This is a genomic window from Acidovorax sp. GBBC 1281, from assembly GCF_028473645.1.
GTDB lineage: Bacteria > Pseudomonadota > Gammaproteobacteria > Burkholderiales > Burkholderiaceae_C > Paracidovorax.
On the sequence record NZ_CP097269.1, the window covers coordinates 3,417,179 to 3,442,365 of the forward strand.

Sequence of the window (25,187 nt, forward strand, 5' to 3'; positions counted from 1 at the left end):
GCGCGTCAGGCCGCGCGGCCCGCGCCCAGCAGTTGCACCAGGTCCGGCGCCGCGTCCTGCGCGGGCGTGAATTCGAGCTGCGATTCGATGCGCGCCAGGTGGTCGAGCATGCGCCGCGCGGCCTCGCCCGCATCGCGCAGGCGGATCGCGTCGATCAGCGCGCGGTGCTCGCGGCAGCCACAGGCCGTGGCCTCTTCGCGGGCCTGCACATGGCTGGGGCTGTAGGTCATGAGGATGAGCGATGTGCGCGACACCAGCTCGCGCAGGATGCGCCCCAGCGTCTGGTGGCCGGCCGCCTGCGCGATGTGCAGGTGAAAGTCCCCCGACAGCCGGATCGCCCGGCGCATGTCGCCCGCCTGGCGCGAGGCCTCCTCGTCGGCCACGCTCTGCACCAGCCAGGCCACGTCCTGCGCGGTGGCCGTCTCCACGAAGAGCGACACCAGGCGCGGCTCGATCAGGCGGCGTGCCTCAAACACCTCGCGCGCCTCCTGCACCGTGGGCTGGGCGATGGAGGCGCCACGGCGCGGCGTGAGGGTGACCACTTGCTCGCCCGCCAGGCGCACCAGCACCGGCCGCACGCGGGTACGCGACACGCCGAAGGCCATGGCCAGCTTGTCTTCCACCAGCTTGGTGCCGGGCGGCAGGCGATGGTCCAGGATGGCCGAGACCATGCGCTCGTACATGTCGTTGTCGCTCAGCAGGCCGTCGTCGGCATCGGACGCGGGCAGCGCCGCGGTACGCGGGGACGCGGCCCTGCGGCGCGGCGCGGCCGCCGCACGGGGGGCGCGGCCGGCGGGTGCGGGAGGCTTCATCGGGCGGCCCCCGCGCGGCGCCCGCGCCCGAGCAGCCACACCAGCGCCAGTGTGAGCCCCATCACCACGAAAGAAACCACCGTGGTCAGCGTGCCCAGCGCGTAGATCGACGGCGTGGTCACGGTCGATGTCAGCCCCTGCAGTTCCAGCGGCAGCGTATTCACGTCGCCGATGGCCTGCGAGGTGCGGGCGATCTCGTCCCAGCTCAGCGTGAAGCCGAACATGCCGATGCCCACCACCGACGGCGCCACCAGCGGCAGCACCACGTGCGCGAAGCCCTGCCACGGCGTGGCGCCCAGGTCCCGCGCCGCCTCTTCGTACGCCGGGTTGAAGCGGTTGAACACCGCGAACATGATGAGCAGGCCGAACGGCAACGTCCACGTGAGGTGCGCGCCCAGGGCCGAGGTGAACAGGCCCAGCGAGGTGCCGAAGCCCTCTAGCGTCTCCTGCAGGCCCAGCCAGCCCAGCACCGCCTTGATGGCGGTATCGATCAGGCGGAACTCCAGCCCGATGCCCAGCGACACGATGATGGAGGGCATGATGAGGCTGGCCACCACCACGAAGAACAGCGTGTTGCCGCCTGCCAGCCGCTTGCGAAAGGCCAGGCCCGCCAGCACCGAAAGCACCACGGTGCACGCCATCACGGCTAGACCGAGGGCGAGCGAACGCCGCAGCGCCGCGCCGATGTCCACCACGCCCAGCCCCTCGGCCAGTTGGCGGAACCAGTGCAGCGACAGGCCGCGCATCGGAAAGGTCAGCCCGCCTTCAGGGCCCTGGAAGCTCAGCACGAAGATGACCAGCATGGGCCCGTACATGAACAGCACGAACAGTACGAACACCATCGCCAGCAGCCAGAAGCTGAGCGGGCGCGGCTCGCGCAGGCGGGTTTTGTTCATGGAAAGGGCCTCCATGCCATGGGAAAGACGAAGGGGGCGGTGCCTGCGCGGGGCACTGCGCAAAAGGATGTGCGTGCGTGAATGGCCATGGCTTAAAGCTCCTTGCGGATGTCCACCAGCCGCGTGAGGCCGTAGATGATCATCAGCACGACGGCCAGCAGGATCACGGCATTGGCCGCCGCCAGCGGAAACTGCAGGTACGAGGTCTGCACCTGGATGATCTTGCCCACCGAGGCGATCTGCTGCCCGCCCATCACGCCGATGGTGACGAAGTCGCCCATGACGATGGTGATGACGAAGATCGAGCCGATGATGATGCCGGTGCGCGACAGCGGCACGATCACGTTCCACAGCGTCTGCCAGCCCGAGGCGCCGGAGTCGCTCGCGGCCTCCAGCAGGCTGCGGTCGATGCGCATCATGCTGTTGAAGATGGGCACGATCATGAACATGGTGTACAGGTGCACGAAGGCCAGCACCACGGAAAAATCGGAGAACAGCAGCCACTCGATCGAGGTCTGGATCAGGTGCAGGTCGATCAGCGTCTGGTTCACCAGCCCGTTGCGTCCCAGCAGCGGCACCCACGAGATCATGCGGATCACGTTGGAGGTCCAGAACGGGATGGTGCACAGCACGAACAGCAGCGTCTGCATGCCCGGCGAGCGCACGTGGAAGGCCAGGAAGTACGCCACTGCGAAGCCCAGCACCAGCGTGATGCCCCACACCAGCAGGCTGAACTTGAGGGTGGACAGGTACGTGCGCAGCGTGGTGCACAGGTCGGCCGTGTTGCCACAGCCCTCAAACACCGACAGGTAGTTCTTGAAGGTGAAGCCGGGCAGCAGCTCGTATTCGTTGAAGTCCCAGAAGCTCACCATCAGGATGAGCCCGAGCGGAACCAGAAAGAACAGCACGAACACCGCGGTGAACGGCGCAGCCTGCCACCAGGCCGCGATGCCGCGGCCGGGCGCGGCGGCCACGGCGGCGGTATGGGAGGTCGAAGGAGGGCTCATGTGCGGTGGAACGTGCTGAAGGAAAGGGCTTGCGAGACGGGCCGATCGGTGAGCCCGGGCAGCGGGTGCCGCCCGGTTTCATCGGTCAGGCCGCGACGAATTCATTCCATTTCTGGACCATGTAGTTGTTCTCGTCCATCAGCGCGTTCCAGCAGGCGATGCCGCCCATGCGCGACTCGTAGCTGCCGCCGTCGCGCACGCTGCCGGCCTTGGCCAGCAGGTCGCCGTTCGGGCTCTTGATGTCCTGCGCGGCGGGCTTGCCTTCCATCCAGTAGGCCCACTCGTAGGCTTCCATCTTGGCCTTGGCGGTCTCCAGCACGGCGCTGTAGTAGCCCTGGCGATTGAGGTAGGCGCCGGCCCAGCCGTCGAGGAACCAGTTGATGAACTCGTACGCGCCGTCCAGCTTCTTGCCCGACAGCGTGGCCGGCAGCCCGAAGCCCGCCGCCCAGGCGCGGTAGCCCTCCTTGAGCGGCTGGAAGTTGCAGGCGATGCCCTTGGTGCGCACCGCCGTCACGGCCGGGCTCCACATGGACTGGATCACCACCTCGCCCGAGGCCATCAGGTTGACCGACTCGTTGAAGTCCTTCCACAGCGCGCGAAACTGGCCGGCGCGCTTGGCTTCGATCAGGGTCTTGATCGTGAGGTCGATCTCCTTCTTGGTCATGTTGCCCTTGTCGGGGTACTTGTACAGGCCCATGGCCTCGACCACCATCGCCGCATCCATGATGCCGATGGAAGGAATGTTCAGGATGGCCGTCTTGCCCTTGAACTCGGGGTTCAGCAGCTCGGCCCAGGAATCGATGGGGCGCTTGATCAGGTCGGGGCGGATGCCCAGCGTGTCGGCGTTGTACACGGTGGGAATCAGGCTCATGAACTGCGTCGGGCTCTTGGCGAACACCTTGCTCTTTTCGCCTTCGAGGTAGATCACCTTCTTGGGCGCGGTGCCCTGCTCGCCCACGGCCTTGCCGCCCACCATGCCGGTGGTGAACAGCGGGGTGATCTTGTCGGCATTCTTGATGCGCTTGGTGTCGATGCCCTTCAGGTTGCCCGTGGGCACGATCTTCTTGAGCGAGAAGTACTCGGTGTCGATCAGGTCGAAACTGTTGGGCGCGGTGACGGCGCGCTTGGTCACGTCGTCCGTGGTCACGGCCACGTACTGGATCTCGATGCCCGTGTCGGCCTTGAATTTTTCAGCGATGGCCTTGTCCTGGTTCACCGCCGTGCCCAGGTAGCGCAGCACGATCTTCTCCTGCGCATGGATGGCCGGGAACATGCCGGCGGCCAGGATGCCGGCCGTGCCCTTGAGCAGCGAGCGGCGCTGCACGGCGGACGACGGGGCAGCGAGGGATTCGGAAGACGCATCGGACATGGAAAGCTCCTAGGTTGAACGAAGGGACAGGGGGAAAAGGGAAATCTTTTGTCGGTCAGCAGCGGCAGGAACCGTGGCGCCCGGTGGGTTGCGGCTGCCGGCCTGCAGCGCCTCAGACCGGCAACGCGACGGCGGCGCCTGCCAAGGCCGGTGTGGCCGGCGCCTGCAGCGGATGCGCGCGCTCAGGCCGCCAGTGCAGGCGCACCGCATCGCCCACCTGGTAAGGCCGGGCGGCATAGGCGTCTTCGGACACCATCACGGAATAGGCGGCGGTGGTGCTGGACGACACCACGGCGCCTTCGTCCTGCAGGCCCAGCAGCACGTAGGTGCCCTGGTACTCCACATCGGTCACCACCGCGCCGATGTGGCTCGATCCGGCCGGCAGCGCCTCGCCCAACGCGGCGATCTGCAGGTGGTCGGTGCGCACGCCCACTGGGCCGGACGGTGTGGCGATCACGTTGTGCCCGCCCATGAAGCGCGCCACGAACTCGCTCGCGGGCTGGTTGTAGACCGTGTGCGGCGAGCCCACCTGCTCGATGCGGCCATGGTTCATCACCACCATCGTGTCGGCCAGGGCCATGGCCTCTTCCTGCGAATGGGTCACGTGGATGAAGGTCAGCCCCAGTTCCTTTTGCCAGCGCCGCAGCTCGGCGCGCATCTGGATGCGCAGGAACGGGTCGAGCGCGGACAGCGGCTCGTCCAGCAGCAGCACGCGCGGCTCGGTGATGAGGGCGCGCGCCAGCGCCACGCGCTGCTGCTGCCCACCCGACAGCTCCGCCGGCTTGCGGTCGGCCAGGTGCCCCATCGCCACGCGCTCCAGCAGCGCCCGCGCGCGCGCCTGCCGCTCGGCCTTGCCCACGCCCTTCATCTTGAGACTGAACGCCACGTTGTCCAGCGCGGACAGGTGGGGGAACAGCGCGAAGCTCTGGAACATCATCGCCGTGCCCCGCTCTGCTGCCGGCAGATCGGTGATGTTGCGGTTTTCCAGCAGCACATCGCCACTGGTCACCGACTCGTGCCCCGCGATCATGCGCAGCGTGGTGCTCTTGCCGCAGCCCGAAGGCCCCAGCAGGCAGCAGTAGCTGCCGCTGGCAATGCGCAGATCGATGCCATCGACGGCAGGCTTGCCCTGCGCGTAGCGCTTGGTGAGCGCAACGATTTCGATAGCGGCGGGGGCCGGGGGGTGGGAGGTGGCGTCCATGCCGGGGCATTACGCAAACGCCATGCCAGGCTGGAATACGGTTTTTGCACCGTTTTGTATACAAAACGACACGGCCAGGAAGATCGATGCACCGCTGTGGCGAATGAGGGCACCTTGGGCAATATTTGTTTTATTGCTACGTGATTAATATGCAAATAAAGTAAGAGTGCGTTGCAAAGAGACCAGGGTTGCGGGGGAGCTTTTAAGATGCGCCGCGCGGTCGTTTGTATGGGAATGGCCGCAATGCCTTGCATCGATAAAAGGGAGCATTCATGACAAAAGATTTCAACGATGCCGCGCTTGCTGCGGCCCGGCTGATGGGCTTTGTTGCACAAAGCGATGCAGCTCGCTGGTAGTCTGACCAGATGAGTGAAGGCAAGAAGATGCGGACCCGCTACCGCACGACAAACTGGGCACAGTACAACGCGGCATTGAAGGCCCGTGGATCGCTGACGATGTGGCTGGATAGGGGGATGCAGTGGCTGGCTGAGCCCAAAGGCAAACGCGGTCGCAACCAAACGTTCTCGGATGCCGCGATCCAGTTCTGTCTGAGCATCAAGTGCCTGTTTGGTCAGCCCCTTCGCCAAGCGCTTGGCATGGTCCAAAGCCTGCTCAAGCTGGCTGGGGTGAACTGGCCGGTCCCTGACTTCAGCACGGTCTGTCGGCGCCAAAAGGATCTGCAAGTCCAACTGAACTACCAGCCGAGGAGCTCACCGCTGCACCTGCTGGTGGACAGCACAGGCATTAAGTTCCTGGGAGAAGGTGAATGCAAGCGCAAAAGGCACGGGGCCGAATACCGGCGCGAATGGCGTAAGGTTCATTTGGGCATCGATGCTCAGACACTGGAGATCCGGGCCATCGAGGTCACCAGCAACGCCATTGGAGATGCGCCCATGCTGCCGCAGTTGCTGGCGCAAATTGAGGTCGATGAGCCCATCGCCAGTGTCAGTGTCAGTGCTGACGGAGCTTATGACACGCGGGCCTGTCTGGACACCATTGCCAGACGAGGTGCACAGGCCGTGATCCCGCCACGCAAGAACGCCAGTTTCTGGAAACGGGCCAGTCCCGGGTCAGCCAGCCGTAACGAAGCCGTACGGGCCTGCAGGCGCCTGGGCTGGCGTATCTGGAAGAGCTGGAGCGGCTACCACCGGCGCAGCCTGGTGGAGACCAAGATGCACTGCTTCAAGCGCTTGGGCGAGCGGGTCATGGCACGAACGTTTGAGCGTCAGGTGGTTGAGCTGCATGTCCGAGTTGCGCTGCTGAACCGGTTCAGCCAGCTTGGACGGCCTGAAACCGTCGCGGTGGCGGCTGTGGCATGAGTGCGCCTGGGGCTGGGGTCATAACGCGCTCGATTCGGTTTGTGCAACAAAGCCGTGAAAGACTAAAGACCCCTTTGACTTGGCATTGCAAGGTGACTTGAGATGGCGATCCCCTTATCACCCCCCTCGCAAACTGCGGAGCGCAAAGCATTTTGGCGCAGATGGCAATGGTGGGCTGGGCTGATTTTTTGGCTCATCGCCTTGCTATCGCTCGCAGTCTGACTGGTGTTTAACACCCCCATTCTTTTCGTACTGGCCAATTCCAGTTATATCGGAAAGGCAGAGTTTTCCCACGCATCGCACTGTAAAAACACCAGCTATCGCCTGGATATTTACCTATACAAAAATGGGGATGGCTACGCTCAACTGGTGGACGGCTCAGGCCGCGCGCACGGCAGATCGCTTTTTTCAGATGGGACTGACCTGAGCCCGATCTGGTCAGACGATTGCAAGCAGGTAAGCATCAACACGGACAAAGATCCTGCTTTGTTGAGCGTACGGCCATGAAGCCGACTCAGCACCCAAATGTTCCGGTTCACGATGAATCCGTTCTCGCAAGAAGCAGCCATCGGTAATTCCTATCGGGCACATGGTTGCCACCGATTCAATGTCGGCTCCAGTCGATAACGCACCAATTTAAAAGTGCGTCCTCGACTGGCACATCCATCGGCTCGTATTCACTGAGCCCGCCTGCGACCCAACACCCATGAAATCCCACACCTCTTCACTCTCCACCCACCGCGCGGCCTTCCGCCAGCCCCGCTTTTGGCAGACCTGGCCGCGATGGGCCTTGCTGCTTCTTGCGGGCATGCCGCTGGCCCTGCTGGCCGGCTCCCTGCTCTCTTCCCGCGCTTTCAACACCGCAGAGCTCATGCACACCGATGTGTGCGGCGGGAGTGACTACAGCCTGGAGTTCTACGACTACAGCGACGGCGCGGGCTACGTGAAACTGGTGGACCAGGCCGGGCGGTCGTATGGGCGCGCCGAGCATTCGGACGCCGACGCGCTTCGCCCGGTGTGGGCCCACGATTGCCTGTCGGTCACGGTCAGCACGGACCGGCGTCGCGTGCGGCTGGAGGTCAAGCCCTGAACGGCCCCCTGGCCTGCGTGCCCCAACGCGTTCACGCTGGGGGCCGGCGCCCGCCGCTCACCCTCCCTGGTTGCGTGCGGCAGGCAGCCGGCTGAACGCCAGGCGCCAGTTCGGGCGACCTCCGCTGAGCCGCTCCGCCAGGGCAGCGCACTCGGGGTCGTAGGCGGCGGCCAGGAACAGCAGCGGCAGTGCATCGCGCGGCTCGTACAGGCTACCGACCACGTGGCCCCGCTCGCCGTTGTCTGATCGCGCCTTGTCGAAGCGCACGTCGCTGCCCACGAATTCGGCATGCGTCTTCTCGCCCTTCAGATACGGCATCAGCCACGCCACGCTGTGGGCGATGGAGGCGCCGTTCGCCGCCTTCCAGTGGTAGAAATCCTCGCCCTGCTCCGCGAAGGCCAGCGCCAGCGTAACCAGCGGGCGCAGGTCGTACACGTGGTAGGACAGCGCATCGCGCTCCTGGAAATCGACGCTTTCGCCGCTGGCAAGCAGGTTGTCGTTGATCTGCGCACGCAGGCCGTCCCGGGCGTAGGCGATCAGCCGTGCGTCGCCGAGTGCGAAGCCGATGAGGCCGACGATCTTCAGGCGATGGCTGTGCCAGTTGTTGGTGGCGGTTTTCTTCTTCATCTCCCGCGACCCCATCTCGGCTTCGGCGATGCGGCGCATCCAGCCATCGACCGATTCGCGTGTGGAAGCGCCCAGGTCGGCCCGCACCAGCCGATAACCGAAGATGGCGGGCTCCAGGCCGGTTTCATCGATGGGTTGGCCGGTCGGGCGGTTGACCTGTGCCCAGTGCAGCAGGTAGTCGCCCGCCTTCGCCGCATGGCGCGGGTCGTGGTCGAGCCGGTAGGTGATGGCCAGCGCCTGGATCTTGTCCATGTCCTGCAGGCCCGCTTCGGTCTGGGCCTTGAGCGGATCGCCCCGCAACCGGCCGCCGGTGGTCAGCACGGCCACGGGCCGGGGCTCGCTCTTCATCGCGTCTTCGGCAATGCGGCGCTGGGCCGCCATGGCCGTGCGCCACGCGGGGACGGATGCCGATTGTTCTTTCGCCTGTTCCCACTGCCGGGCCGTGGGCCAAAGGTTCTGCGCACTCGCGACGGACGCGCAAGACACCAGCACCCAGACCCAGGCGGCCGGTGCCCACCTGCGCTTTTTTCCTGGGGATGGTTCCATGTGCGGGATTCCAGATAGAAGAACCACTGAGATTGACCTTTCTTGGCTACCGGCGCGGCACCGTAAAAAGCCGGATGCCGCGCTAAACGTCGCCAGATGAATGAAGGAGGTGCCCTACCCGGCTACCCGGCAAAGACGGCGGAATGAACGGGGATGAGGCTAGGCGGAAGGCTGCTGCCAATTCTCTCCGCCAAAAACCGGACCCTCCGATGATGGACGGCGCCCGACCGGCCATTGCTTCCAACGGTTTCAACGTTGCGGTAAGCGAAGCCTCGAACCATGCCCTGCGAGCGCTCCATGTACACCTGCATCGAGACTGCAACACCTATTTACACAAATCCAATCAACAGATAGGCTCCGGTCCATTTCCGCTATCGCGCAGCCGCGCGGGAGCCATCCGGCCCAATAGCCAACCACCCGAAGGGAATCGATCCGTGAACACTCCTAGAAGCATCCCTCTTTCCCTCTTGGCTGCCGCGATCGTCGCCTCGTGCCTGGGTAGCGCCGTGGTGGCACACGCCGCCGATATTCGGGTCACCGTGCCGTCGGGGGGTGGCTTTGTGGTTCGCAGTGCCAATGGAACACAGGAAGGGCTGCGCGTGCAGGATGGCGGCGGCGTTTTTCTGCCAACCCTTTCCACACAAACGTCCGTTGGCACGGTGCTGTGCTTTGAAACAACGACGGGCGCCTTGGGTCCCTGCGCGGCAGGTGTCGCTGCAGGCCCGACAGGAGCAACGGGAGCAACGGGTACCACAGGAGCAACGGGAGCCACAGGAGCAACGGGAGCCGCAGGGGCAACAGGGGCAACAGGGGCAACAGGGGCAACAGGGGCCACAGGAGCAACGGGAGCCGCAGGTACCACAGGGGCCACAGGACCTGCAGGCATCGCCGGTGCTGCTGGCGCCACGGGCGCGACAGGTGTCGCGGGGCCTACAGGCGCGACCGGTGCCACAGGCGCAGCCGGGTCGTCGGGTGCCACGGGCGCAGGATTTGCCAATGGCACGACTGGAGGGCAGATCTTCTTGACATCATCGTCCGCTCCCTTCGGCCCGCAATCGCCCACCACACTGACGGGAGACGCGACTCTCGGCAGCAACGGAACACTCACCATCGGGGATGCGACCATCACCGGCAACAAGATCGCCACCCTCACCGTCAGCAATGCCAACATTGCGGCGAACGCCATCACCACGAGCAAGGTGGCCAATGGCACCGTCACCACCAGCAAGATGGCCGACCAGGCGATTTCCACACTCAAGCTGCTGGACTCCGCGGTGACCACCGTCAAGCTGGCCGATGATGCCGTCAGCGTGTCCAAACTGCAGGGCGGTGCTTCCGCCGCTGCCAGCACCTACCTGCGCTCGGACGGCGTCTGGGTGCAGCCTGGCCAGCTTGTGCAGGGCGGCACCCTGGCATCGGGCTCCACGGTGCCCGGTTCTCCGAGGGGTGGTGTGTACTACGCGGCCCAGGGCGGCAGCACGCTGAACTTACCGCCCGCGAACATTGCGGGGCAGACGCTCACCATCATCACCCTCGATCCGCAGAACGGCACGTCGGTCATCTTGCAAGCTTCAGGCGCCGACACCATCGTGAACGCCAGCTTCAGCGGCAATAGCATCGGCAGCACCTTGCAAGGTGCCTACAAGTATTTCCTGCTGAGTGACGGCAACGGGCGATGGTTCGTTAACTGAGGCAGAGGTGCTCGCGATTGGCAGGGCCGAACGCCTTCGACTGGGCGCCTCATGCCGTGGCTGCAGAACTCCGCTGCCCCGCAGCGGATACCCCCATCCCCAGCGCCGCCAACGCGCCTGTCAGCACCACGATGGCCACCCAACCGCCGTGCTGCCAGAACCACCCGCCCACCGATCCGACCACGCTCGAACCCATGTAATAAAACCATAGGTAGAGCGAAGCCGCATGCCCTTTGGTCAGCCCCGCCAGCGGGCCGATGGACGAGCTGGCGATCGAGTGGCCGATGAAGAACCCGGTGGTCACCAGCGCAATGCCTGCGAACACAGCCCACAGCGACGGCGACAGGGTAAGCAGCGTGCCACCCAGCATGAACGCGAAGCCCGCGGCGAGCAGCCCGCGCCGCCCCAGACGGTCCGCCAACCGGCCCGCCACGGACGAGGACACGATGCCGAAGCCGAACACCAGGAACATCAGGCTGATCTGCGTCTGGCTGAGGCCGTAGGGTGCGCCGGACAGGCGGAACGTGGCGTAGTTGAACAGCGTCACGAAGATGCTCGTCAGCAGAAACCCGATGGCGAACAGCCGCAGCAGCCCGCGGTGGCGCAGGTGGCCGGCCCAGGCCCGAAGGTTGTAGCGGATCTGCAGCCCGGGCTGGGGCGTGAAATGGCGCGACCGCGGCAGCAGCACGAGAAAGCCGATGGCCGACAGCAGGCACAGCGCGCCCAGGCAGCCCAGCGCGGCGCGCCAGCTCACCCATTCGGTGAGCACGCCCATGCCCACGCGCCCCATCATTCCGCCGAACGCGGTGCCCGCCACATACAGGCCCATGGTGTGCGCCAGATGGCGCGGGTCGATCTCCTCGGCCAGGTAGGCCATGGCCACGGCCAGCACGCCGCCCAGCACCAACCCTTCCAGCGCGCGGGCCACCAGCAGGCCGTGCCAGCTGGGCACGATGGCCGCGGCGATGTTCAGCAGCGAGGCCAGCGCCATCGAGGCGAACATCAACCCGCGCCGCCCCAGCGCCTGCGAAAACGCCCCCGCCAGCACGATCGCCACGGCCAGCAGGCCGGTGGTCAGCGACAGCGGCAAGGCACTTTGCGCCGGGCTGATGCCGAACGTAAGGGCAAAGGCCGGCAGCAGCGGCTGCACGCAGTAGATGAGCGAAAAGCTCGCGAACCCCGCCAGGAACAACGCCGCCTCGGCCCGGCGGTAATCCGCGGAGCCGCGTGAGATCCAACCCGCGGACGGCGCGTCTGTGGGCGCTTTTCCTTCTATGAGCGCATCCCTCGGCGCCTCTGACAGCGTGCCTGCGGGACGGGATCGTTCGGCCGGGCTGGAAGTGGCCAGCGGGGCGGTGTCCGGGGAAGCGGTCGAAGAAAGCATGGGTTCAATGAAAGACGGCAAAAAGAATGCGGAGTGAAAGGCCGCCAGCGCGGAAATCTAGGCCGTTTCCCTACATATGTCCAATATATGATTCATCTGTTTTCCATACTTATTTTAAATATCCGATGGAATTGCGACATATCCGCTATTTCCTGGCCGTGGCAGAAGAAGGCAATTTCACCCGCGCAGCGGCGCGCCTGGGCATCGCGCAGCCGCCGCTCAGCCTGCAGATCAAGGACCTGGAAGCCGAGGTGGGCGTGCCGCTGTTCCACCGCGTGCCGCACGGCGCGCAGTTGACCGATGCGGGGCGCGCATTCCTGGAAGGCGTGGGCGGCCTGCCGGCCCGCACTGCCGATGCCGTGCGTGCGGCGCAGCGGGCCGCGCGCGGCGAGGCGGGTGTGCTGCACCTGGGGTTCACCGGCTCGTCCGCGCTCAATCCGGTGGTGATCCAGGCCATTCGCTCGTACCGGCGCAGCTTCGCGCAGGTCGAACTCAAGATCGACGAAGGAAACTCCCTCACCCTGGTGGAGCGGCTGCGCGACGGGCGGCTGGACATCGCCATCCTTCGGCCAGATGGGCTGGACGCGGCAGGCCTGCACTTTCATCGCTATCCGGACGAGCCGCTGATCGTGGCACTGCCGGCCAGCCACGCCGCATCGCGCAAGGGCCCGCGCATCGACCTGCTCAAGCTGCGGGGCGAGTCCTTCATCCTCACGCCCCGACCGCTCGGTCCCAGCCTGTTCGATGCCGCGGTGGCGGCCTGCCGCGCGGCAGGATTCGAGCCGCAACTGGGGCCCGCCGCGCCGCAGATCGTGTCGATCCTCGCGCTGGTCGCGGCCGAACTGGGCGTGGCGCTGGTCCCCGCGTCGATGCGGCACCTGGCCTTCAAGGGCGTGGCCTACCGGTCGCTGACCAGCCAGTCGGCCCTGGTGAGCCTTGCCATCGCCCACCGCGAGGGCGACCGCTCGCCGTTCGTACAGAACTTCGTGGCGCTGGCGCAGCCGGCGGCACGGTAGGCAACGGCACACCCGCCTGCGGACGGCGCCCGCGGCCTTCGGGTCACACCTTGCCGGCCACTCCCGCCTCTTCGAAGCTCGCCATCTCCCGCAGCACGGCACAGGCCGACAGCAGCAGCGGCCATGCCAGCGCGGCGCCCGATCCTTCGCCCAGCCGAAGGCCCATGTCCAGCAGCGGCTCGGCCTGCAGTTCGCCCAGCAGCAGCGTGTGGCCGCGCTCGCCCGAGCGGTGTGCGAACACGCAGCGCTCCAGCACGGCGGGTGCCACGCGGCTGGCCACCAGCACGGCGGCGCTGGTGATGAAGCCGTCCACCACGATCACCCGGCGCTCGCTGGCCGCCTGCAGCACCGAGCCCACCAGGGTGGCCACCTCCAGCCCACCCAGTGCGGCCAGTGCCTGCAGCGGTTCGGTGGCGCCGGCATTGGCCGCGAGCGCCTGCTGCAGCACCGCGCGCTTGCGCGCCACGCCCTCCGCGTCCAGGCCGGTGCCGGCGCCGGTGCAATCGCCGATCGGCAGGCCGCACAGGCGCGACAGCAGCAGCGAGGCCACCGACGTGTTGCCGATGCCCATCTCGCCCAGCAGCACCGCATTTCCCGGCAAGCCGCGCACGATGGCGCAGCCGTTGGCAATGGCCTGTGCACACTGCGCCTCGGTCATGGCCGGGCCTACCGACGCATCGGCCGTGCCGGCTGCCACGCGGGTGTGGCTGAGCAGGCGGGGCTGGCCCGGCGCGCTGCCCCGCGGTGCGATGGCGCGCGCCACGCCGCAGTCGGCCACGGTCAGGGCCAAGCCGTGCTGGCGCGCCAGCACGCTGACTGCTGCGCCGCCGGCCAGAAAGTTTTCCACCATTTGCCAGGTGACATCGCTGGGAAAGGCCGACACGCCCCGCGCCGCCAGGCCATGGTCGGCCGCGCACACCAGCATCTGCGGCTGCTGCAGCACGGGCGACTCGGTGCCCAGGATGCGGCCGATGCGCAAGGCCAGCGATTCCAGCCGGCCCAGAGCGCCCAGGGGCTTGGTCTTGTGGTCCAGCAGGTGCTGCAGGCGGGCTACCAGGGCGTCATCGGCCAGGGGAGCGACCGGGGGCAGCAACAGGTCAACGGCATGGGACATCGGTCATTCACTCCACGAAAACGGTCGAAAAAACAAAGAGAAAAGCCGCGCCGGACGCGGCGGGCCGCGCCAGGCCGTGCATCGGTTCATGCACCATTTCATGCGCGCCCACGGTGCGCCTGCAGCCACTCCTGGCTGAACCATTCGTCGATGCCGCCGGCCAGCCGGTCGAACACCGCATCGAGCGTGGGCGCATCGGCCCCGAAGAGCGCGCGCAGGATGCCCGCGTCCTCGAACAGGCCGTGCAGATACACGCCAAGCACGTTGCCGCGCGCGTTCTGCCAGGCCAGGCCGGGAATCAGTTCGTGCGCCACATCGCCTGCCGCCGCCATCGCCGGGTGCTGAGCGGTCTGGCCGTGGTGGATCTCATAGCCTTGAACGGCCGTGCCGGCCAGCGCCTGCCAGGCCCCCTGCGCGGTGCCGAACGCGGTGCGGGTGTGGCGCACGGTCTTGACGGGCTCGAAGGCCGTCACCAGCGGCAGCAGGCCCAGGCCCGCCGCGTTGCCGTCCACGCCGTGCGTGTCGATGAGGGCCTCGCCCAGCATCTGCAGGCCGCCGCAGATGCCCAGCACCCGCCCACCCCGCGCTGCATGCGCGGCCACGGCGGCGTCCAGCCCCTGCGCGCGCAGCCAGGCCAGGTCGGCCGCGGTGGCCTTGGAGCCGGGCAGCACGATCCAGTCGGCCCCCGCCACGTCGGCCGGGCTGCGGGCCCACAGCAGCCGCACGCCGGGCACGGCTTTGAGGGGCTGGAATTCGTCAAGGTTGCTGATGCGCGGGTAGGCCACCACGGCGATGGTCGTGTGCACCACGCCGCTGGCGCGCGCGGCATCGTCGAACACCCCGTCTTCCTCGGGCAGGCCATGGTGCCACTGCATGGGGATGGTGGCCACGGTGGGTACGCCGGTCATCTGCTGCAGCATCTCGGGCGCAGGCGCCAGCAACGCCGCATCGCCCCGGAACTTGTTGAGCACGAAACCCTGGATCAGCGCCCTTTCGTCCTCCGGCACCAGGGCCCAAGTGCCGTAGAGGTGGGCGAAGGCGCCGCCCCGGTCGATGTCGGTGACGAGCAGGCAGCTCGCGCCCGCATGCCGCGCCACGCGCAGGTTGACCACGTCGCTCGCTTGCAGGTTGATCTCGGCCGGCGAGCCCGCACCTTCGATCACCACCACGTCGTTCTCGGCGCGCAGCGCATCGAGCGCGGCGGCGATCTGCGGCCACACGCGCGCACTGCGGCCGCGCCAGGGCAATGCAGACAGCTCCTCGCTCACCTGCCCCATCAGCACCACCTGGCTGCGGGTGTCGGCCTCGGGCTTGAGCAGCAGCGGGTTCATGCGCACATCGGGCTCGGCACGCGCCGCCAGGGCCTGGAAATACTGCGCGCTGCCGATCTCGCCGTGGCCGCCGCCCGGCCCGGCGACCACGCGCGCGTTGTTGCTCATGTTCTGCGCCTTGAACGGCGCCACCTTCAGGCCCTGGTTGCTGTACCAGCGGCACAGGGCCGTGGCCAGCCAGCTCTTGCCGGCGCCACTGGTCGTGCCCAGCACCATGACGCAGCGCGCCGCCATGTCAGCGCCCGGCCCGTGCGCTGCGGCCACAGCGGCGGCAGAACAGCGGACACGGAAAAAGCGGAACGGTGGGGCGAGGAGCAGCGAAGGCGAAAGGGGCGGAATGCACGGCGCAGTTCGATTGGCGAAGGAGCCGTATTGTCCCCCGACCGGCATGCCCGGCTCGCGGCCAGCATGGCCCGAACCGCGTTGCACGTTCTTGCGGTTCAATAGCGGCTTCGTTTCCACCGACAGGCCCTGCCCCCCCTGCGCGTTCCTGCAGCGGGCAGGCCGCTTCCACCCGCGAGACAACCCATGATTTCTGATTCCATCACCGGCCCCTTCGACGTCAAAACCGCGCCCCACCCACTGAGCGACACAGCGAGCGCCAGCGGCCTTCTCCGCATGTCCCTCGACAAGCGCTTCCACGGAAGCCTGGACGCCACGAGCACGGGCGAGATGCTGGCCTTTCGCAGCGCCACCACGGGATCGGCCAGCTACGTCGCGATGGAAACCGTGCATGGCAGCCTGGCAGGACGCCACGGCAGCTTCGTGCTGCAGCACAGCTCGACCATGGCGCGCGGCGTGCCAGAGCAGCGCATCGCAGTGGTGCCTGATTCGGGCACCGACGCGCTCACCGGCCTGGGAGGTCGCATGACCATCGACGTCGCCGCCGACGGGGCGCACGCCTACCGGTTCGACTTCACATTACCGGACAGCGCCGGCTGAGGCGGAGTGCGGCGCCTTCACCCCATCAATCCATCGCACGCAACGGCCGGACCATGCGGTCCATGATGTGCTCCAGCGCCGCGCCCGCATCGGTGCAGCGCCCGGTGTGCACCGGCGAGGTCTGGATGATCCCGCTGCGCCGCGCGGTCAGCCAGTGAAAGCGCGATCGGTAAGGCATCTGCGCAATGGGCCCGCAGCCCGTGTCGCCCGCGCAGATGGCGACGATGGCCGCCAGGTGCCGGCGCACCGTGTCCAGGTCGGCCGCAGGGTCCAGAGCCAGCAGCCGCGCCTCGTCCAGTGCCATGGTGGCCTGCAGGAAACCCGTGCGCTGGCACGACAGGATGGCGCCGGCATTGATGAATTCTTCGCGCTCCACACGCGGCACCACGCGCACGATGGCGTAGTCGTACACATCAGCCGCGTGCATCGATCGCTCCTTTCAGCCAGGCGCCGCGACCGGCCAGCCGCGCGGCGAAATAATCCGCGTAGGCCTGCCGGTGGGTGCCGGGCGCCGTCAACGGGCCTTCGGCGTGGTCGGCACCGGCCAGTTGCAAAAATTCATCGGGCACCTCGGACAGCACGCCCTGCAGCACCGCGGGCGTGAGGCGCGCGGCCAGTTCCGCATCCACCTGGGCCAGCGCGGTGGCGCGGGGCAGCAGCACGTGGTCGGCAATGGGGGCGAAGGGCTTGGCGGGCACGGCCACCGTGCCGTTCCAGGCATGGTGGAAGGTCAGCGCCGCGCCATGGTCGATCAGCCACGGGTTGCGGTGCCACACCAGCAGGTTGGTGTTGCGCGCCGTGCGGTCCACGTTGCCCACCAGCGTGTCGAACCACACCAGCCGCGAGGCGAAGTCGTCCGAGACCGCATCCACCGCCGGATCGAAGTTCGCGGCGCCCGAGAGGTAGTCCAGCCCCACGTTGAGGCCACCGCTGGCACGGATCAGGTCCTGGATCTCGGGGTCCGGCTCGGTCTGCGCCAGGGCCACGTCCAGTTGCGCGAGCACGATCTCGGGAACGGGCAGGCCCAGCGCGCGGGCGATGCCTCCGGCGATCATCTCGGCGAGCAGGGCCCGCACGCCCTGCCCCGCGCCACGGAACTTGAGCACATACAGGCCCAGGTCGTCTCCCTCGACGACGGCGGGCATGGAGCCGCCCTCACGCAGGGGCGTGACGTAGCGGCTGACGGTGATGGTGCGCATGGCGGGGCGGCCTCCTTGGGGCGATCGCGGGTGAGGCGGGGATAGTAGCGGCAGTCAGCCCGGCGACGGGGCTTTGTTGCACAAATCGCGATGCTGATGCCCGTAGACTGACTGCGTGACAGAGACGAAGAACAGGCAGCGGAGCAAGTACCGCACGACGAACTGGAAGGCGTACAACGCGGCGCTGAAAGCGCGAGGCTCGTTGACGATGTGGTTTGGCACGCCGACCGGCAGGCGTGGACGCAGCCGAACCTTCTCGGACGCAGCAATCCAGTTCTGCCTGAGCATCAAGTGCCTGTTCGGCCAGCCCTTGCGACAGGCGCTGGGCATGGTGCAGAGCCTGCTGCGGCTGGCAAAGCTGGACTGGCCGGTACCTGACTTCAGCACTGTTTGCCGGCGCCAAAAGACCTTGCAGGTCGAACTGAGCTACCAGCGAACCAACTCGCCGCTGCAGTTGCTGGTGGACAGCACCGGCATCAAGTTCCTGGGCGAAGGAGAGTGGAAACGCAAGAAGCATGGTGCTGAATACCGGCGCGAATGGCGCAAGGTCCATCTGGGCATCGACGCGCAGACGCTGGAAATACGCGCCATCGAGGTGACCAGCAACGCCATTGGGGATGCGCCGATGTTGCCCGGGTTGCTGGCTCAGATTCCCACTGACGAATCCATCGAAAGCGTCAGTGCCGATGGCGCCTACGACACGCGCGCCTGCCTGGACGCCATTGCCGAGCGGCACGCGATGGCGGTGATCCCGCCCCGCAAGAACGCCAGCCATTGGAAGAAGTCGAGTCCGGGCTCGGCGCATCGTAATGAGGCCATTCGGGCGTGCCAGCGCCTGGGTCGCGGCATTTGGAAGAAGTGGAGCGGCTACCACCGGCGCAGCCTTGTGGAGACGAAGATGCACTGCTTCAAGCGACTGGGCGAACGGGTGATCGCGCGCACGTTCGACCGCCAGGTTGTGGAGCTGCATGTCCGCGTGGCCTTGCTCAATCGGTTCAGTCAGATCGGCCGTCCTCACACCGTGTCGGTGACTGCTGTGGCATAGGTCCGTCTGGGGTTGGGGTCATGCCGTCTGCAATTCGATTTGTGCAACAGCGCCCGGCGACGGCGCGCGCGTGCATTCGCACGCAGACAAGTCAGGCGCTTTGACCGGAACGCCAGCTTCGCGGCCGGTTGCATAGCACGGTGAACCCCGCGAGCGATCAGGCTTCCAGATCGGACGGCCAGCGAAAGTAAGGCGCGTGGGGTCCGCGCTCCACATGGACAGCGCCAATGCCGGTGGCCTTGCTAGTCAGGCGAAAGTCTCCGGATTCGAGCGCTTCCAGATAACCGGCACGGTGCAGACGGGCGATGGCGTCGGCCGTTCGCACACCCCATTTGCGCGCAAGACGGAAGGTCGGCAGCGTCTCATCTTTCTCGCTTTTTTCAGTTTTCTCGGCCTGGGCAAAGGGTTGCACGAAAACTTTCTTGGCTTCGGCAACCGCTTGCAGATAGACAGGGGCTGCAGCCTCGGGAATGCTTGCAGAAACTGGCTCCAGAGGTACGCGGTAGGCTGCCACGGGTTCCCGCACGGCAGGCGCAGGCGCCGGCGAAGACACGGCGGGCAAGGCCGCATGGTTGCTCGGCGGCACCGAAGCAGCGCTCTTCGGAAAAGGCACTTTGGGCAGGCCGAATTTTGCGGCCCAGTCGAATGCAATGGGCCGGTGCAGTTTCGCAATCGACTGGGCAAATAGCTCCAGCGTCTCGGGTGCCACCACACGGCACACGGAAAGCGTGGATGCCCAGCCGGACTCCTTGTCGACTCGGCGGTCGATGGTGGAGCGCAACTGATCGTTCTTCATGACCGTCTCCAGCCCAGCAAAGGGCGTACGCGGACGCGTGATGCGCGCGCCCTGGCTGATCAGGACAGCGCTCTCGAATCTAGGCATGAGCGTAAAACCCAGGCGTTTGGGCACGGTAATCACGGCGTCCTTGAGGAGAGATTGCAGCACCAGGATGTGACGGCGGTTCTGCTCGATGGGCGACGCGATGCCGCGAGCATTCCCGCCAAAAAACGCGGTGAATTCACCCATCTCGTTCATGGCCACGCCCTGGCTGAAGCTCTTGGATTCGCAAACCCATATCTCCATGAACCGATTGATGAGCAGGTGGTCGATCTGCGCGACTCGGTCTGCATGTTCGATGCGCAAGTCATGGATGACAGCCCAATTTTTAGACGACTTGTGGTGAAAGTCGATCTCGTAGGCAGCGTCCTTTTCCGCCTTCGCGCCGGCCCGGATCATGCGAATTTCCCATTCGATGTTGGCTTTGGCTTGCGACGTTGCCTGCGGGTGGCGCATCAGCGCCTCCAGCGCTTCGATGTCCTCTTTCCGGTCTTGTGCACTCTTGATCAGCATTTTTTGAACTTTCTCCCTTTATTGATGGAATGGGTGGTGACGCGCCCACGCCCCGGCCAGATCCTCGCACGCGCGTGGCGCCAACACCCCCAGCCGCACCTGCCCCGGCAAGCCGAAGGACGCGCAGTCCCGCAGCTTGATACCTTCCTCGCGCAAGGCTGCCAATGCAGCCGGCAAGTCCTGCACCCCAGGCCGTGCCACGAAGTAGTTGGCCACGCTCCCGGGCACGACGGCCCAGCCCAGCGATTCGCACAGCGCCTGCTGCTGCGCCTTCCAGGCTCGCAGCGTGTCCAGGCTGTCGCCCAGCCAGCGCTGGGTGGAGGCCAGGGTCCATGCCGTGAGCAACGCCACGCCGTGGGCGCCGATGGGCCACGATGGCGCCAGCGACTGCAGCGCGGCCAGGTCTTGCGGCGGCTGCGCCTGCGGCGCGATGGCATAGGCCGCGCGCACGCCCGTCAGACCCAGGGCCTTGTTGGGCGTCCACAGCTGCCAGGCGTTGGCGGGCATGTCGGTGGCAGTGCCCTGCAGGCGCAGGGGGGCGTAGGCGCAGTCGAGCACGCGCAGTGCGCCGTCTTGCGCTCCGATCCGGGCCCAGGCGGCCAGCGCGGGGTCGGTCGTGCCGAGCGGGCTGGCGGGCTCGCAGGCCCAGCACAGGCCGGTGACTGCCGGGTCCGCACCGGGTGCGGCGGGCCGCACGTCCAGCCCCAAGGCCTGCGCCGCGCGCGTGTAGTCCCCATAGCCATGCGCCGGCACCGCCACGGCCCGCACGCCACGCCGGGCGGCGAAGGCGGTGATGCGGTGGATGAATTCGCTCGCGCTGCCCGCGATCACGATGCGCACCGGCGCCACGCCGTGGAAGGCGCCCAGGTGCTCGCGCAACGCGGTGTAGGCCGGGTCGGGGTAGTGCCGGGCATCGGCTTCGCGCAGCGCCTGGACCACCCCGGGGCACGGGCCGCAGGCGTTGCTGTTGGTGGAAAAGTCGTGCAGCGGCACGCCCAGGGCGTCCGGGCCGCCATGCAGGGGGGCGTGCGCCGTCACATCCATTGCAGCACCCACAATGCTATTGAAAAGTGAGCAACCAGGGCAATCAATCCGCCGGCAACGACCACTTTCGATGCACAGCCTGCCGCCCGGGGCGTGTCGCGGGCGGCAGCGCCCCGCCCTTCGTGGTGGAGCGTGTACACGCCGGGCTTGGCCAGGCGCACGCCCAGGGCCAGCGCCATGGCAGCCATGGGCCAGCCGCTGTTGGGCGACGGCGTGCGGCGCGCTTCGGTCGCCAGCACGCGCCAGCGCGGGCCGCCGGCAATGGCCCGCAGCAGCAGCGCCGTGAGCCGCGCTGGCAGCCATGACAGCACATCGTCCGCGCGCGCCGCCCATTTGCCGGCCCACTGCCAGTAACGCCCGCCGCGCATGCCGGGGTAGCCCCACATGGCATCGGCCGTGTTGGCGAAGCGGTAGAGCGCGGCGCCGGGCAGGCCCAGCAGCGCGAACCAGAACAGCGGCGCGACCACGGAGTCGTTGAGGTTTTCGGCCAGCGACTCGATGGCGCTCTCGCGCACCTGCACCGCGTCGAGCGCCTGCACGTCGCGGCTCACCAGGCGCGCCAGGCGCGCGCGCCCGGCCTCCAGCGATTCGGCCAGGGCGGCTTCCACCGCCAGCACCTCGTCGCGCAGCATGCGCCAGGCCAGCAGCGGCTTGAGCAGCAGCGCCATCAGCACCGCGGCCAGCCATGGCGGCGCGTGACGCAGCACAGCCCACTGCAGCACCGCCGACACGATCAAAACCACGGCGGCCAGCGCACACCACAGCAACGCTGCCAGCCCGAAAGACCGCCAATCGCGCGCAGTGGGCGCGCGAGGCGCCACCCGGTCGCCGCCGGCCTGCAGCGCGCGGCCCATCCAGACCACGGGGTGCACGGCCACGGGCGGCTCGCCGAAGCACCGGTCGATGGCCAGCGCGAGCGGCACTGCCGCGGCGGGCGCGAGGGCCAGGGCCCAGGCGGCGTCCATCAACGGGGGCCCTTTTCGCCAGCGGCAGGCATCGGGTCCGCGGCAACGCCTTCCGCCAGCCAGGGTGCCGGCTGGCCCCAGGCGTTGTCGAACACCACGGTGCGAAGCGGCGCGCGGCGCGCCCAGCGCTCCTGCTGCAGCATGGGTTCTTCGTAGAAGCCGTGCACCGGGCCGATGGACAGCAGCGCCACCGCCTCGGCACCGGGGGGCAGGCCCAGCAGAGCGCCCACGGCGGCGGGGTCGAACATGGACACCCAGCCCATGCCCAGCCCCTCGGCGCGCGCGGCCAGCCACAGGTTCTGCAGTGCGCAGGCGACCGAGGCCAGGTCCATCTGCGGCAGCGTGCGGCGGCCGAACACGTGCGCCTCGCGGCCATCGGCCAGCGCCACGGCGATGCATTCGGCCGCATCGCGCAGGCCCTCGACCTTCAGGCGCAAAAATTCCGCGCCCCGCTCGCCCAGCGCCTCGGCCGTGCGCAGGCGCTCGGCCTCCACACAGGCGTGCAGGCGCCCGCGCAGCGCTCCATCCGCCACGCGGATGAAACGCCAGGGCTGCATGAAGCCCACGCTGGGGCCGTGGTGCGCGGCCTCCAGCAGCCGAGCCAGCACCTCGGGCGCGACCTGTCCGCCCGCGAAGTGGCGCATGTCGCGGCGCTCGCGGATGGCGCGGTACACGGCGGCGCGCTCCTCTGCGGAGAAGGCGGCGCCCTGCGCACTGCCGTTGGGCGGCGTGGGGGATGGCATGGCAGCGCGGGGGTGGTCGGCGGGGCTCAATCCTCGATGCCGCGCTGCGCCGGCACGCCGGCCTGGAACGCGTGCTTGACCATGCCCATCTCGGTCACGGTGTCGGCCAGCTCGATCACCTCGGGCGGGCAGCGGCGGCCGGTGAGCACCACGTGCACATGGCGCGGGCGGTCGCGCAGCACCTGCAGCACCTCGTCGAGCGGCAGCCAGCCGTAGATGAGCGGGTAGGTGATCTCGTCCAGCACCACCAGGAAGAATTCGCCGCCCAGCACGGCAGCGCGCGCGCGCTCCCAGCCGGCGCGGGCCAGTTCGGCCGACTGATCGATGTCGCGGCTCTTCCAGGTGAAGCCGTCGCCCAGGCCCTCGATGGGGATGCCCAGCTGCTCGAACATGCGGTGCTCGCCGAAGCGCGCGGTGGGCACCTTCATGAACTGGAAGATCTTGACCGGCTTGCCGCGCCCGTGGGCGCGCAGGGCGAGGCCGAACGCGGCGGTGCTCTTGCCCTTGCCGTTGCCGGTGTTGACCAGCACGATGCCGCGGCGCTCGCCGTCGGGTTTTTCGGAGCGCCGTTCGGCGGGAGGGGTTTCGATCTGCATGCGCAATGTCTCGGAAGTCGTTCGAAAAAAAAAGGGGCGACAGCGGTGGCCGGGAGGGTGGCCGGCCCTAGTCGATGCGCGGCAGCGACACCCACAGGCCCGCCACCTGCTGCACCTGGATGCGCTGGTCGAACACGGCCTGCAGCGCGGCGTGGGTGGCCGGATCGGCGCAGGCGCCATGGTGCACGATGCGGCCGCGGTCCATGATGGCCATGTCGTCGGCCTGCAGCGCGAGCGACACCTCGTGCAGCACGCTCACCACCGTGCCGCCGCCCGCCGCCAGCGCGCGCATGGCGTGCAGCCAGTCGGCCTGGTGCGGGGGATCGAGGTTGGCCAGGGGTTCGTCCATCAGCAGCACCTCGGCCTGCACGGCCAGCGCGCGCGCCAGCAGCACCCGCTGGCGCTCCCCGCCCGACAGCTGCCCGAGCGGCCGGTGGCGCCAGTCCCAGGCCTGCGTGGTGCGCAGGGCCTGCTCCACCGCCGCATGGTCGGCGGCGCTGGCCGGGGCCATCCAGCGCTGGTGCGGCAGGCGCCCGAGCATGGCGACGTCGTAGGCCGTGAGATCGTCCGCCGAGGCTTCGTTCTGCCCCAGCCAGGCCAGCCGGCAGGCGCGCTCGCGGGCCGGCATGGCGGCCAGGGGACGGCCCAGCAGCTCGACCCGGCCGGACACCGCCGCGCCGCGCAGCAGGCCCGCCAGCACCTTGAGCAAGGTGGACTTGCCGGCGCCGTTGGGGCCGACCACGCTGGTCCAGCGGCCGGCGGGCACGGCCAGGTCCACGCCGTTCAATACCTGGGCATTTCCGATATGTGCCGCGATGTTGATTGCCTCGATTGCTATTTTTTTCATAGCGAATGGCCCTGCATGGAGCGCCGGTGCATCAGCCACAGCAGGTAGGTGCCGCCCAGCGCCGCGGTGAGCACGCCCACGGGCAGCTCCTGCGGCGCCAGGATCCAGCGTGCCAGGATGTCGGCCGCCAGCAGCAGCGCCGCGCCCATCAGGCTGGACAGCACGATGTGCCGTTGGTGCGTGACCTTCACGATGGAACGCACCAGGTGCGGCGCGGCCAGCCCCACGAAGGCGATCAGGCCGGTCTGCGCCACGGCCGTGCCGGTGGCCAGCGCCATGGCCGCCACCAGCCCCGCGCGCATGGGCGCCAGCGGCAGGCCCAGGCTGGCGGCCGTGGCCTCGCCCAGCGTCAGGCCGTCGAGCGCGCGCGACAGGGTCCACGCGGCGATGCCGCACAGCGCCCACGCCCCGGCCATGAGCGCGCAGGCCACCCAGCCGACGAAGCTGGTGCTGCCCAGCGTGAAGGCCTGCATGGCCTGCAGGATGTCCGGCGAGGCCAGCTCCACCAAGTCGCGCAGCGCACCCAGCACCACGCCCACGATCACCCCGGCCAGCAGCAGGCGCAGCGTGTGCTGCACCCCGCGCGCCAGCACCAGGGTCAGGGCCACGGCGCCGGCCGCGCCGAGAAACGCCATGCCGGTGACGCCCAGCCGCGCCAGCCACTGCGCCGCCATGGGCGACACGCCGAACACCACCATCGCCAGCGCGCCACCCAGCGCCGCGCCCGAGGCCGAGCCCAACAAGTACGGATCGGCCAGCGGGTTGCGGAAAAGGCCCTGCGCCACCGCGCCCGCCAGCCCCAGCAGCGCGCCCGCCAGCCAGGCGCCCAGCGTGCGCGGCAGGCGGATCTCCCACACGATCTGCCAGGCCACCGGGTCCTGGCCCATGCGCAGCAGGCTGTCGAATCCCGTGCTGCCCACGCAGGCGCCGACGACCAGCAGCAGCGCGCTGGCGACCAGCAGGCAGGCGCCCAGCCACGCGGCGCGGCGCGGGCCGGGGCCGGGCTGCGCGGCATGCGAGGCCGCCGGCACGGGCTGCGATGGCATTGGCGA

25 protein-coding genes are annotated in these 25,187 nt (G+C 67.9%); 7 read left to right on the forward strand and 18 right to left on the reverse strand.

Annotated elements, in window-relative coordinates; genetic code table 11:
* Positions 1-5 precede the first annotated feature (5 nt).
* From M5C96_RS15965 to M5C96_RS15985, 5 genes are all read right to left on the reverse strand, one after another.
* Positions 6-812, reverse strand: a complete 807-nt coding sequence (locus M5C96_RS15965) for a GntR family transcriptional regulator (RefSeq protein WP_442867317.1) — start codon at positions 810-812, stop codon at positions 6-8.
* A complete protein-coding gene (locus M5C96_RS15970; RefSeq protein WP_272564119.1) occupies positions 809-1,708 on the reverse strand; it encodes an ABC transporter permease in 900 nt (299 codons plus the stop codon). Before M5C96_RS15970 ends, M5C96_RS15965 begins: the two co-directional genes overlap by 4 nt.
* Before the next feature lie 92 nt (positions 1,709-1,800).
* On the reverse strand, positions 1,801-2,715 hold the full coding sequence (locus M5C96_RS15975; RefSeq protein WP_272564120.1) for an ABC transporter permease: 915 nt from the start codon (positions 2,713-2,715) through the stop codon (positions 1,801-1,803).
* Between the two features lie 85 nt (positions 2,716-2,800).
* Positions 2,801-4,084 carry an ABC transporter substrate-binding protein gene (locus tag M5C96_RS15980; protein ID WP_272564121.1) on the reverse strand — a complete coding sequence of 428 codons (1,284 nt, stop codon included), beginning with the start codon at positions 4,082-4,084 and terminating at the stop codon, positions 2,801-2,803.
* Between the two features lie 112 nt (positions 4,085-4,196).
* A complete protein-coding gene (locus M5C96_RS15985; protein WP_272564122.1) occupies positions 4,197-5,285 on the reverse strand; it encodes an ABC transporter ATP-binding protein in 1,089 nt (362 codons plus the stop codon).
* Positions 5,286-5,650: 365 nt separating this feature from the next.
* Between M5C96_RS15985 and M5C96_RS15990 the strand changes: the two genes are divergently transcribed.
* From M5C96_RS15990 to M5C96_RS16000, 3 genes are all read left to right on the forward strand, one after another.
* Positions 5,651-6,604, forward strand: coding sequence for an IS5 family transposase (locus M5C96_RS15990; protein WP_272563677.1), 954 nt, complete (start codon positions 5,651-5,653; stop codon positions 6,602-6,604).
* A gap of 225 nt (positions 6,605-6,829) precedes the next feature.
* Positions 6,830-7,111, forward strand: coding sequence for a hypothetical protein (locus tag M5C96_RS15995; protein WP_272564123.1), 282 nt, complete (start codon positions 6,830-6,832; stop codon positions 7,109-7,111).
* A gap of 199 nt (positions 7,112-7,310) precedes the next feature.
* Positions 7,311-7,694, forward strand: coding sequence for a hypothetical protein (locus M5C96_RS16000; protein WP_272564124.1), 384 nt, complete (start codon positions 7,311-7,313; stop codon positions 7,692-7,694).
* Positions 7,695-7,751: 57 nt separating this feature from the next.
* Here the strand turns inward: M5C96_RS16000 and M5C96_RS16005 are convergent, their stop codons facing one another.
* Positions 7,752-8,702, reverse strand: a complete 951-nt coding sequence (locus tag M5C96_RS16005; protein ID WP_272564125.1) for an alginate lyase family protein — start codon at positions 8,700-8,702, stop codon at positions 7,752-7,754.
* 1,187 nt (positions 8,703-9,889) lie between these two features.
* Between M5C96_RS16005 and M5C96_RS16010 the strand changes: the two genes are divergently transcribed.
* A complete protein-coding gene (locus tag M5C96_RS16010) occupies positions 9,890-10,558 on the forward strand; it encodes a hypothetical protein (protein WP_272564126.1) in 669 nt (222 codons plus the stop codon).
* A 49-nt stretch (positions 10,559-10,607) separates the two neighbouring features.
* Here M5C96_RS16010 and M5C96_RS16015 read toward each other — a convergent pair whose 3' ends face one another.
* Entirely contained in the window at positions 10,608-11,861 is a 1,254-nt protein-coding gene (locus M5C96_RS16015; RefSeq protein WP_442867395.1) for an MFS transporter, read from the reverse strand.
* 206 nt (positions 11,862-12,067) lie between these two features.
* Here M5C96_RS16015 and M5C96_RS16020 point away from each other — a divergent pair, with 206 nt between their 5' ends.
* Positions 12,068-12,958, forward strand: a complete 891-nt coding sequence (locus M5C96_RS16020) for a LysR family transcriptional regulator (protein ID WP_272564128.1) — start codon at positions 12,068-12,070, stop codon at positions 12,956-12,958.
* 43 nt (positions 12,959-13,001) lie between these two features.
* On the opposite strand, the gene cobT is transcribed toward M5C96_RS16020, so the two are convergent.
* The gene (gene cobT, locus M5C96_RS16025) at positions 13,002-14,072 is read right to left on the reverse strand and encodes a nicotinate-nucleotide--dimethylbenzimidazole phosphoribosyltransferase (RefSeq protein ID WP_272564129.1); all 1,071 of its coding nucleotides are present in this window, start codon (positions 14,070-14,072) and stop codon (positions 13,002-13,004) included.
* 98 nt (positions 14,073-14,170) lie between these two features.
* Positions 14,171-15,637, reverse strand: coding sequence for a cobyric acid synthase (locus M5C96_RS16030; protein WP_272564130.1), 1,467 nt, complete (start codon positions 15,635-15,637; stop codon positions 14,171-14,173).
* Between the two features lie 294 nt (positions 15,638-15,931).
* On the opposite strand from M5C96_RS16030, the gene M5C96_RS16035 reads away from it, so the two are divergent.
* Entirely contained in the window at positions 15,932-16,345 is a 414-nt protein-coding gene (locus tag M5C96_RS16035; RefSeq protein WP_272564131.1) for a DUF3224 domain-containing protein, read from the forward strand.
* Between the two features lie 25 nt (positions 16,346-16,370).
* Here M5C96_RS16035 and M5C96_RS16040 read toward each other — a convergent pair whose 3' ends face one another.
* Positions 16,371-16,772 carry a DUF3037 domain-containing protein gene (locus M5C96_RS16040; protein WP_272564132.1) on the reverse strand — a complete coding sequence of 134 codons (402 nt, stop codon included), beginning with the start codon at positions 16,770-16,772 and terminating at the stop codon, positions 16,371-16,373.
* Complete coding sequence (locus M5C96_RS16045; RefSeq protein ID WP_272564133.1) at positions 16,759-17,544, reverse strand: HipA family kinase; 786 nt, start codon at positions 17,542-17,544, stop codon at positions 16,759-16,761. Before M5C96_RS16045 ends, M5C96_RS16040 begins: the two co-directional genes overlap by 14 nt.
* 115 nt (positions 17,545-17,659) lie before the next feature.
* Here M5C96_RS16045 and M5C96_RS16050 point away from each other — a divergent pair, with 115 nt between their 5' ends.
* On the forward strand, positions 17,660-18,589 hold the full coding sequence (locus M5C96_RS16050) for an IS5 family transposase (RefSeq protein ID WP_272564134.1): 930 nt from the start codon (positions 17,660-17,662) through the stop codon (positions 18,587-18,589).
* A 157-nt stretch (positions 18,590-18,746) separates the two neighbouring features.
* On the opposite strand, the gene M5C96_RS16055 is transcribed toward M5C96_RS16050, so the two are convergent.
* From M5C96_RS16055 to M5C96_RS16085, 7 genes are all read right to left on the reverse strand, one after another.
* Positions 18,747-19,940: a nuclease-related domain-containing protein gene (locus M5C96_RS16055; RefSeq protein ID WP_272564135.1), complete on the reverse strand. Its 1,194-nt coding sequence runs from the start codon at positions 19,938-19,940 to the stop codon at positions 18,747-18,749.
* An 18-nt stretch (positions 19,941-19,958) separates the two neighbouring features.
* Positions 19,959-20,984: an aminotransferase class I/II-fold pyridoxal phosphate-dependent enzyme gene (locus tag M5C96_RS16060; RefSeq protein ID WP_272569752.1), complete on the reverse strand. Its 1,026-nt coding sequence runs from the start codon at positions 20,982-20,984 to the stop codon at positions 19,959-19,961.
* On the reverse strand, positions 20,975-21,949 hold the full coding sequence (cbiB, locus tag M5C96_RS16065; protein WP_272564136.1) for an adenosylcobinamide-phosphate synthase CbiB: 975 nt from the start codon (positions 21,947-21,949) through the stop codon (positions 20,975-20,977). The genes M5C96_RS16060 and cbiB overlap by 10 nt, the downstream gene beginning before the upstream one ends.
* Complete coding sequence (gene bluB / locus M5C96_RS16070; protein ID WP_272564137.1) at positions 21,949-22,692, reverse strand: 5,6-dimethylbenzimidazole synthase; 744 nt, start codon at positions 22,690-22,692, stop codon at positions 21,949-21,951. The genes cbiB and bluB overlap by 1 nt, the downstream gene beginning before the upstream one ends.
* 26 nt (positions 22,693-22,718) lie before the next feature.
* The gene (gene cobO, locus M5C96_RS16075; RefSeq protein ID WP_272564138.1) at positions 22,719-23,288 is read right to left on the reverse strand and encodes a cob(I)yrinic acid a,c-diamide adenosyltransferase; all 570 of its coding nucleotides are present in this window, start codon (positions 23,286-23,288) and stop codon (positions 22,719-22,721) included.
* A 67-nt stretch (positions 23,289-23,355) separates the two neighbouring features.
* Positions 23,356-24,135: an ABC transporter ATP-binding protein gene (locus tag M5C96_RS16080; RefSeq protein WP_272564139.1), complete on the reverse strand. Its 780-nt coding sequence runs from the start codon at positions 24,133-24,135 to the stop codon at positions 23,356-23,358.
* Entirely contained in the window at positions 24,132-25,181 is a 1,050-nt protein-coding gene (locus M5C96_RS16085; protein WP_272569754.1) for a FecCD family ABC transporter permease, read from the reverse strand. Before M5C96_RS16085 ends, M5C96_RS16080 begins: the two co-directional genes overlap by 4 nt.
* Between the last annotated feature and the right edge of the window lie 6 nt (positions 25,182-25,187).

Excerpts from the sequence above, each read along its gene's own strand:
- M5C96_RS16045 (WP_272564133.1), bottom strand. The coding sequence starts at position 17,544 with ATGCGCACCATCACCGTCAGCCGCTACGTCACGCCCCTGCGTGAGGGC.
- cbiB (WP_272564136.1), bottom strand. The coding sequence starts at position 21,949 with ATGGACGCCGCCTGGGCCCTGGCCCTCGCGCCCGCCGCGGCAGTGCCG.
- M5C96_RS15965 (WP_442867317.1), bottom strand. The coding sequence starts at position 812 with ATGAAGCCTCCCGCACCCGCCGGCCGCGCCCCCCGTGCGGCGGCCGCG.
- M5C96_RS16055 (WP_272564135.1), bottom strand. The coding sequence starts at position 19,940 with ATGCTGATCAAGAGTGCACAAGACCGGAAAGAGGACATCGAAGCGCTG.
- M5C96_RS16080 (WP_272564139.1), bottom strand. The coding sequence starts at position 24,135 with ATGAAAAAAATAGCAATCGAGGCAATCAACATCGCGGCACATATCGGA.
- M5C96_RS16060 (WP_272569752.1), bottom strand. The coding sequence starts at position 20,984 with ATGGATGTGACGGCGCACGCCCCCCTGCATGGCGGCCCGGACGCCCTG.
- cobT (WP_272564129.1), bottom strand. The coding sequence starts at position 14,072 with ATGTCCCATGCCGTTGACCTGTTGCTGCCCCCGGTCGCTCCCCTGGCC.
- bluB (WP_272564137.1), bottom strand. The coding sequence starts at position 22,692 with ATGCCATCCCCCACGCCGCCCAACGGCAGTGCGCAGGGCGCCGCCTTC.
- M5C96_RS15970 (WP_272564119.1), bottom strand. The coding sequence starts at position 1,708 with ATGAACAAAACCCGCCTGCGCGAGCCGCGCCCGCTCAGCTTCTGGCTG.
- M5C96_RS16000 (WP_272564124.1), top strand. The coding sequence starts at position 7,311 with ATGAAATCCCACACCTCTTCACTCTCCACCCACCGCGCGGCCTTCCGC.
- M5C96_RS15990 (WP_272563677.1), top strand. The coding sequence starts at position 5,651 with ATGAGTGAAGGCAAGAAGATGCGGACCCGCTACCGCACGACAAACTGG.
- M5C96_RS16040 (WP_272564132.1), bottom strand. The coding sequence starts at position 16,772 with ATGCACGCGGCTGATGTGTACGACTACGCCATCGTGCGCGTGGTGCCG.
- M5C96_RS15985 (WP_272564122.1), bottom strand. The coding sequence starts at position 5,285 with ATGGACGCCACCTCCCACCCCCCGGCCCCCGCCGCTATCGAAATCGTT.
- M5C96_RS16035 (WP_272564131.1), top strand. The coding sequence starts at position 15,932 with ATGATTTCTGATTCCATCACCGGCCCCTTCGACGTCAAAACCGCGCCC.
- M5C96_RS15980 (WP_272564121.1), bottom strand. The coding sequence starts at position 4,084 with ATGTCCGATGCGTCTTCCGAATCCCTCGCTGCCCCGTCGTCCGCCGTG.
- M5C96_RS16030 (WP_272564130.1), bottom strand. The coding sequence starts at position 15,637 with ATGGCGGCGCGCTGCGTCATGGTGCTGGGCACGACCAGTGGCGCCGGC.
- M5C96_RS16020 (WP_272564128.1), top strand. The coding sequence starts at position 12,068 with ATGGAATTGCGACATATCCGCTATTTCCTGGCCGTGGCAGAAGAAGGC.
- M5C96_RS16005 (WP_272564125.1), bottom strand. The coding sequence starts at position 8,702 with ATGGCGGCCCAGCGCCGCATTGCCGAAGACGCGATGAAGAGCGAGCCC.
- cobO (WP_272564138.1), bottom strand. The coding sequence starts at position 23,288 with ATGCAGATCGAAACCCCTCCCGCCGAACGGCGCTCCGAAAAACCCGAC.
- M5C96_RS16085 (WP_272569754.1), bottom strand. The coding sequence starts at position 25,181 with ATGCCATCGCAGCCCGTGCCGGCGGCCTCGCATGCCGCGCAGCCCGGC.
- M5C96_RS15975 (WP_272564120.1), bottom strand. The coding sequence starts at position 2,715 with ATGAGCCCTCCTTCGACCTCCCATACCGCCGCCGTGGCCGCCGCGCCC.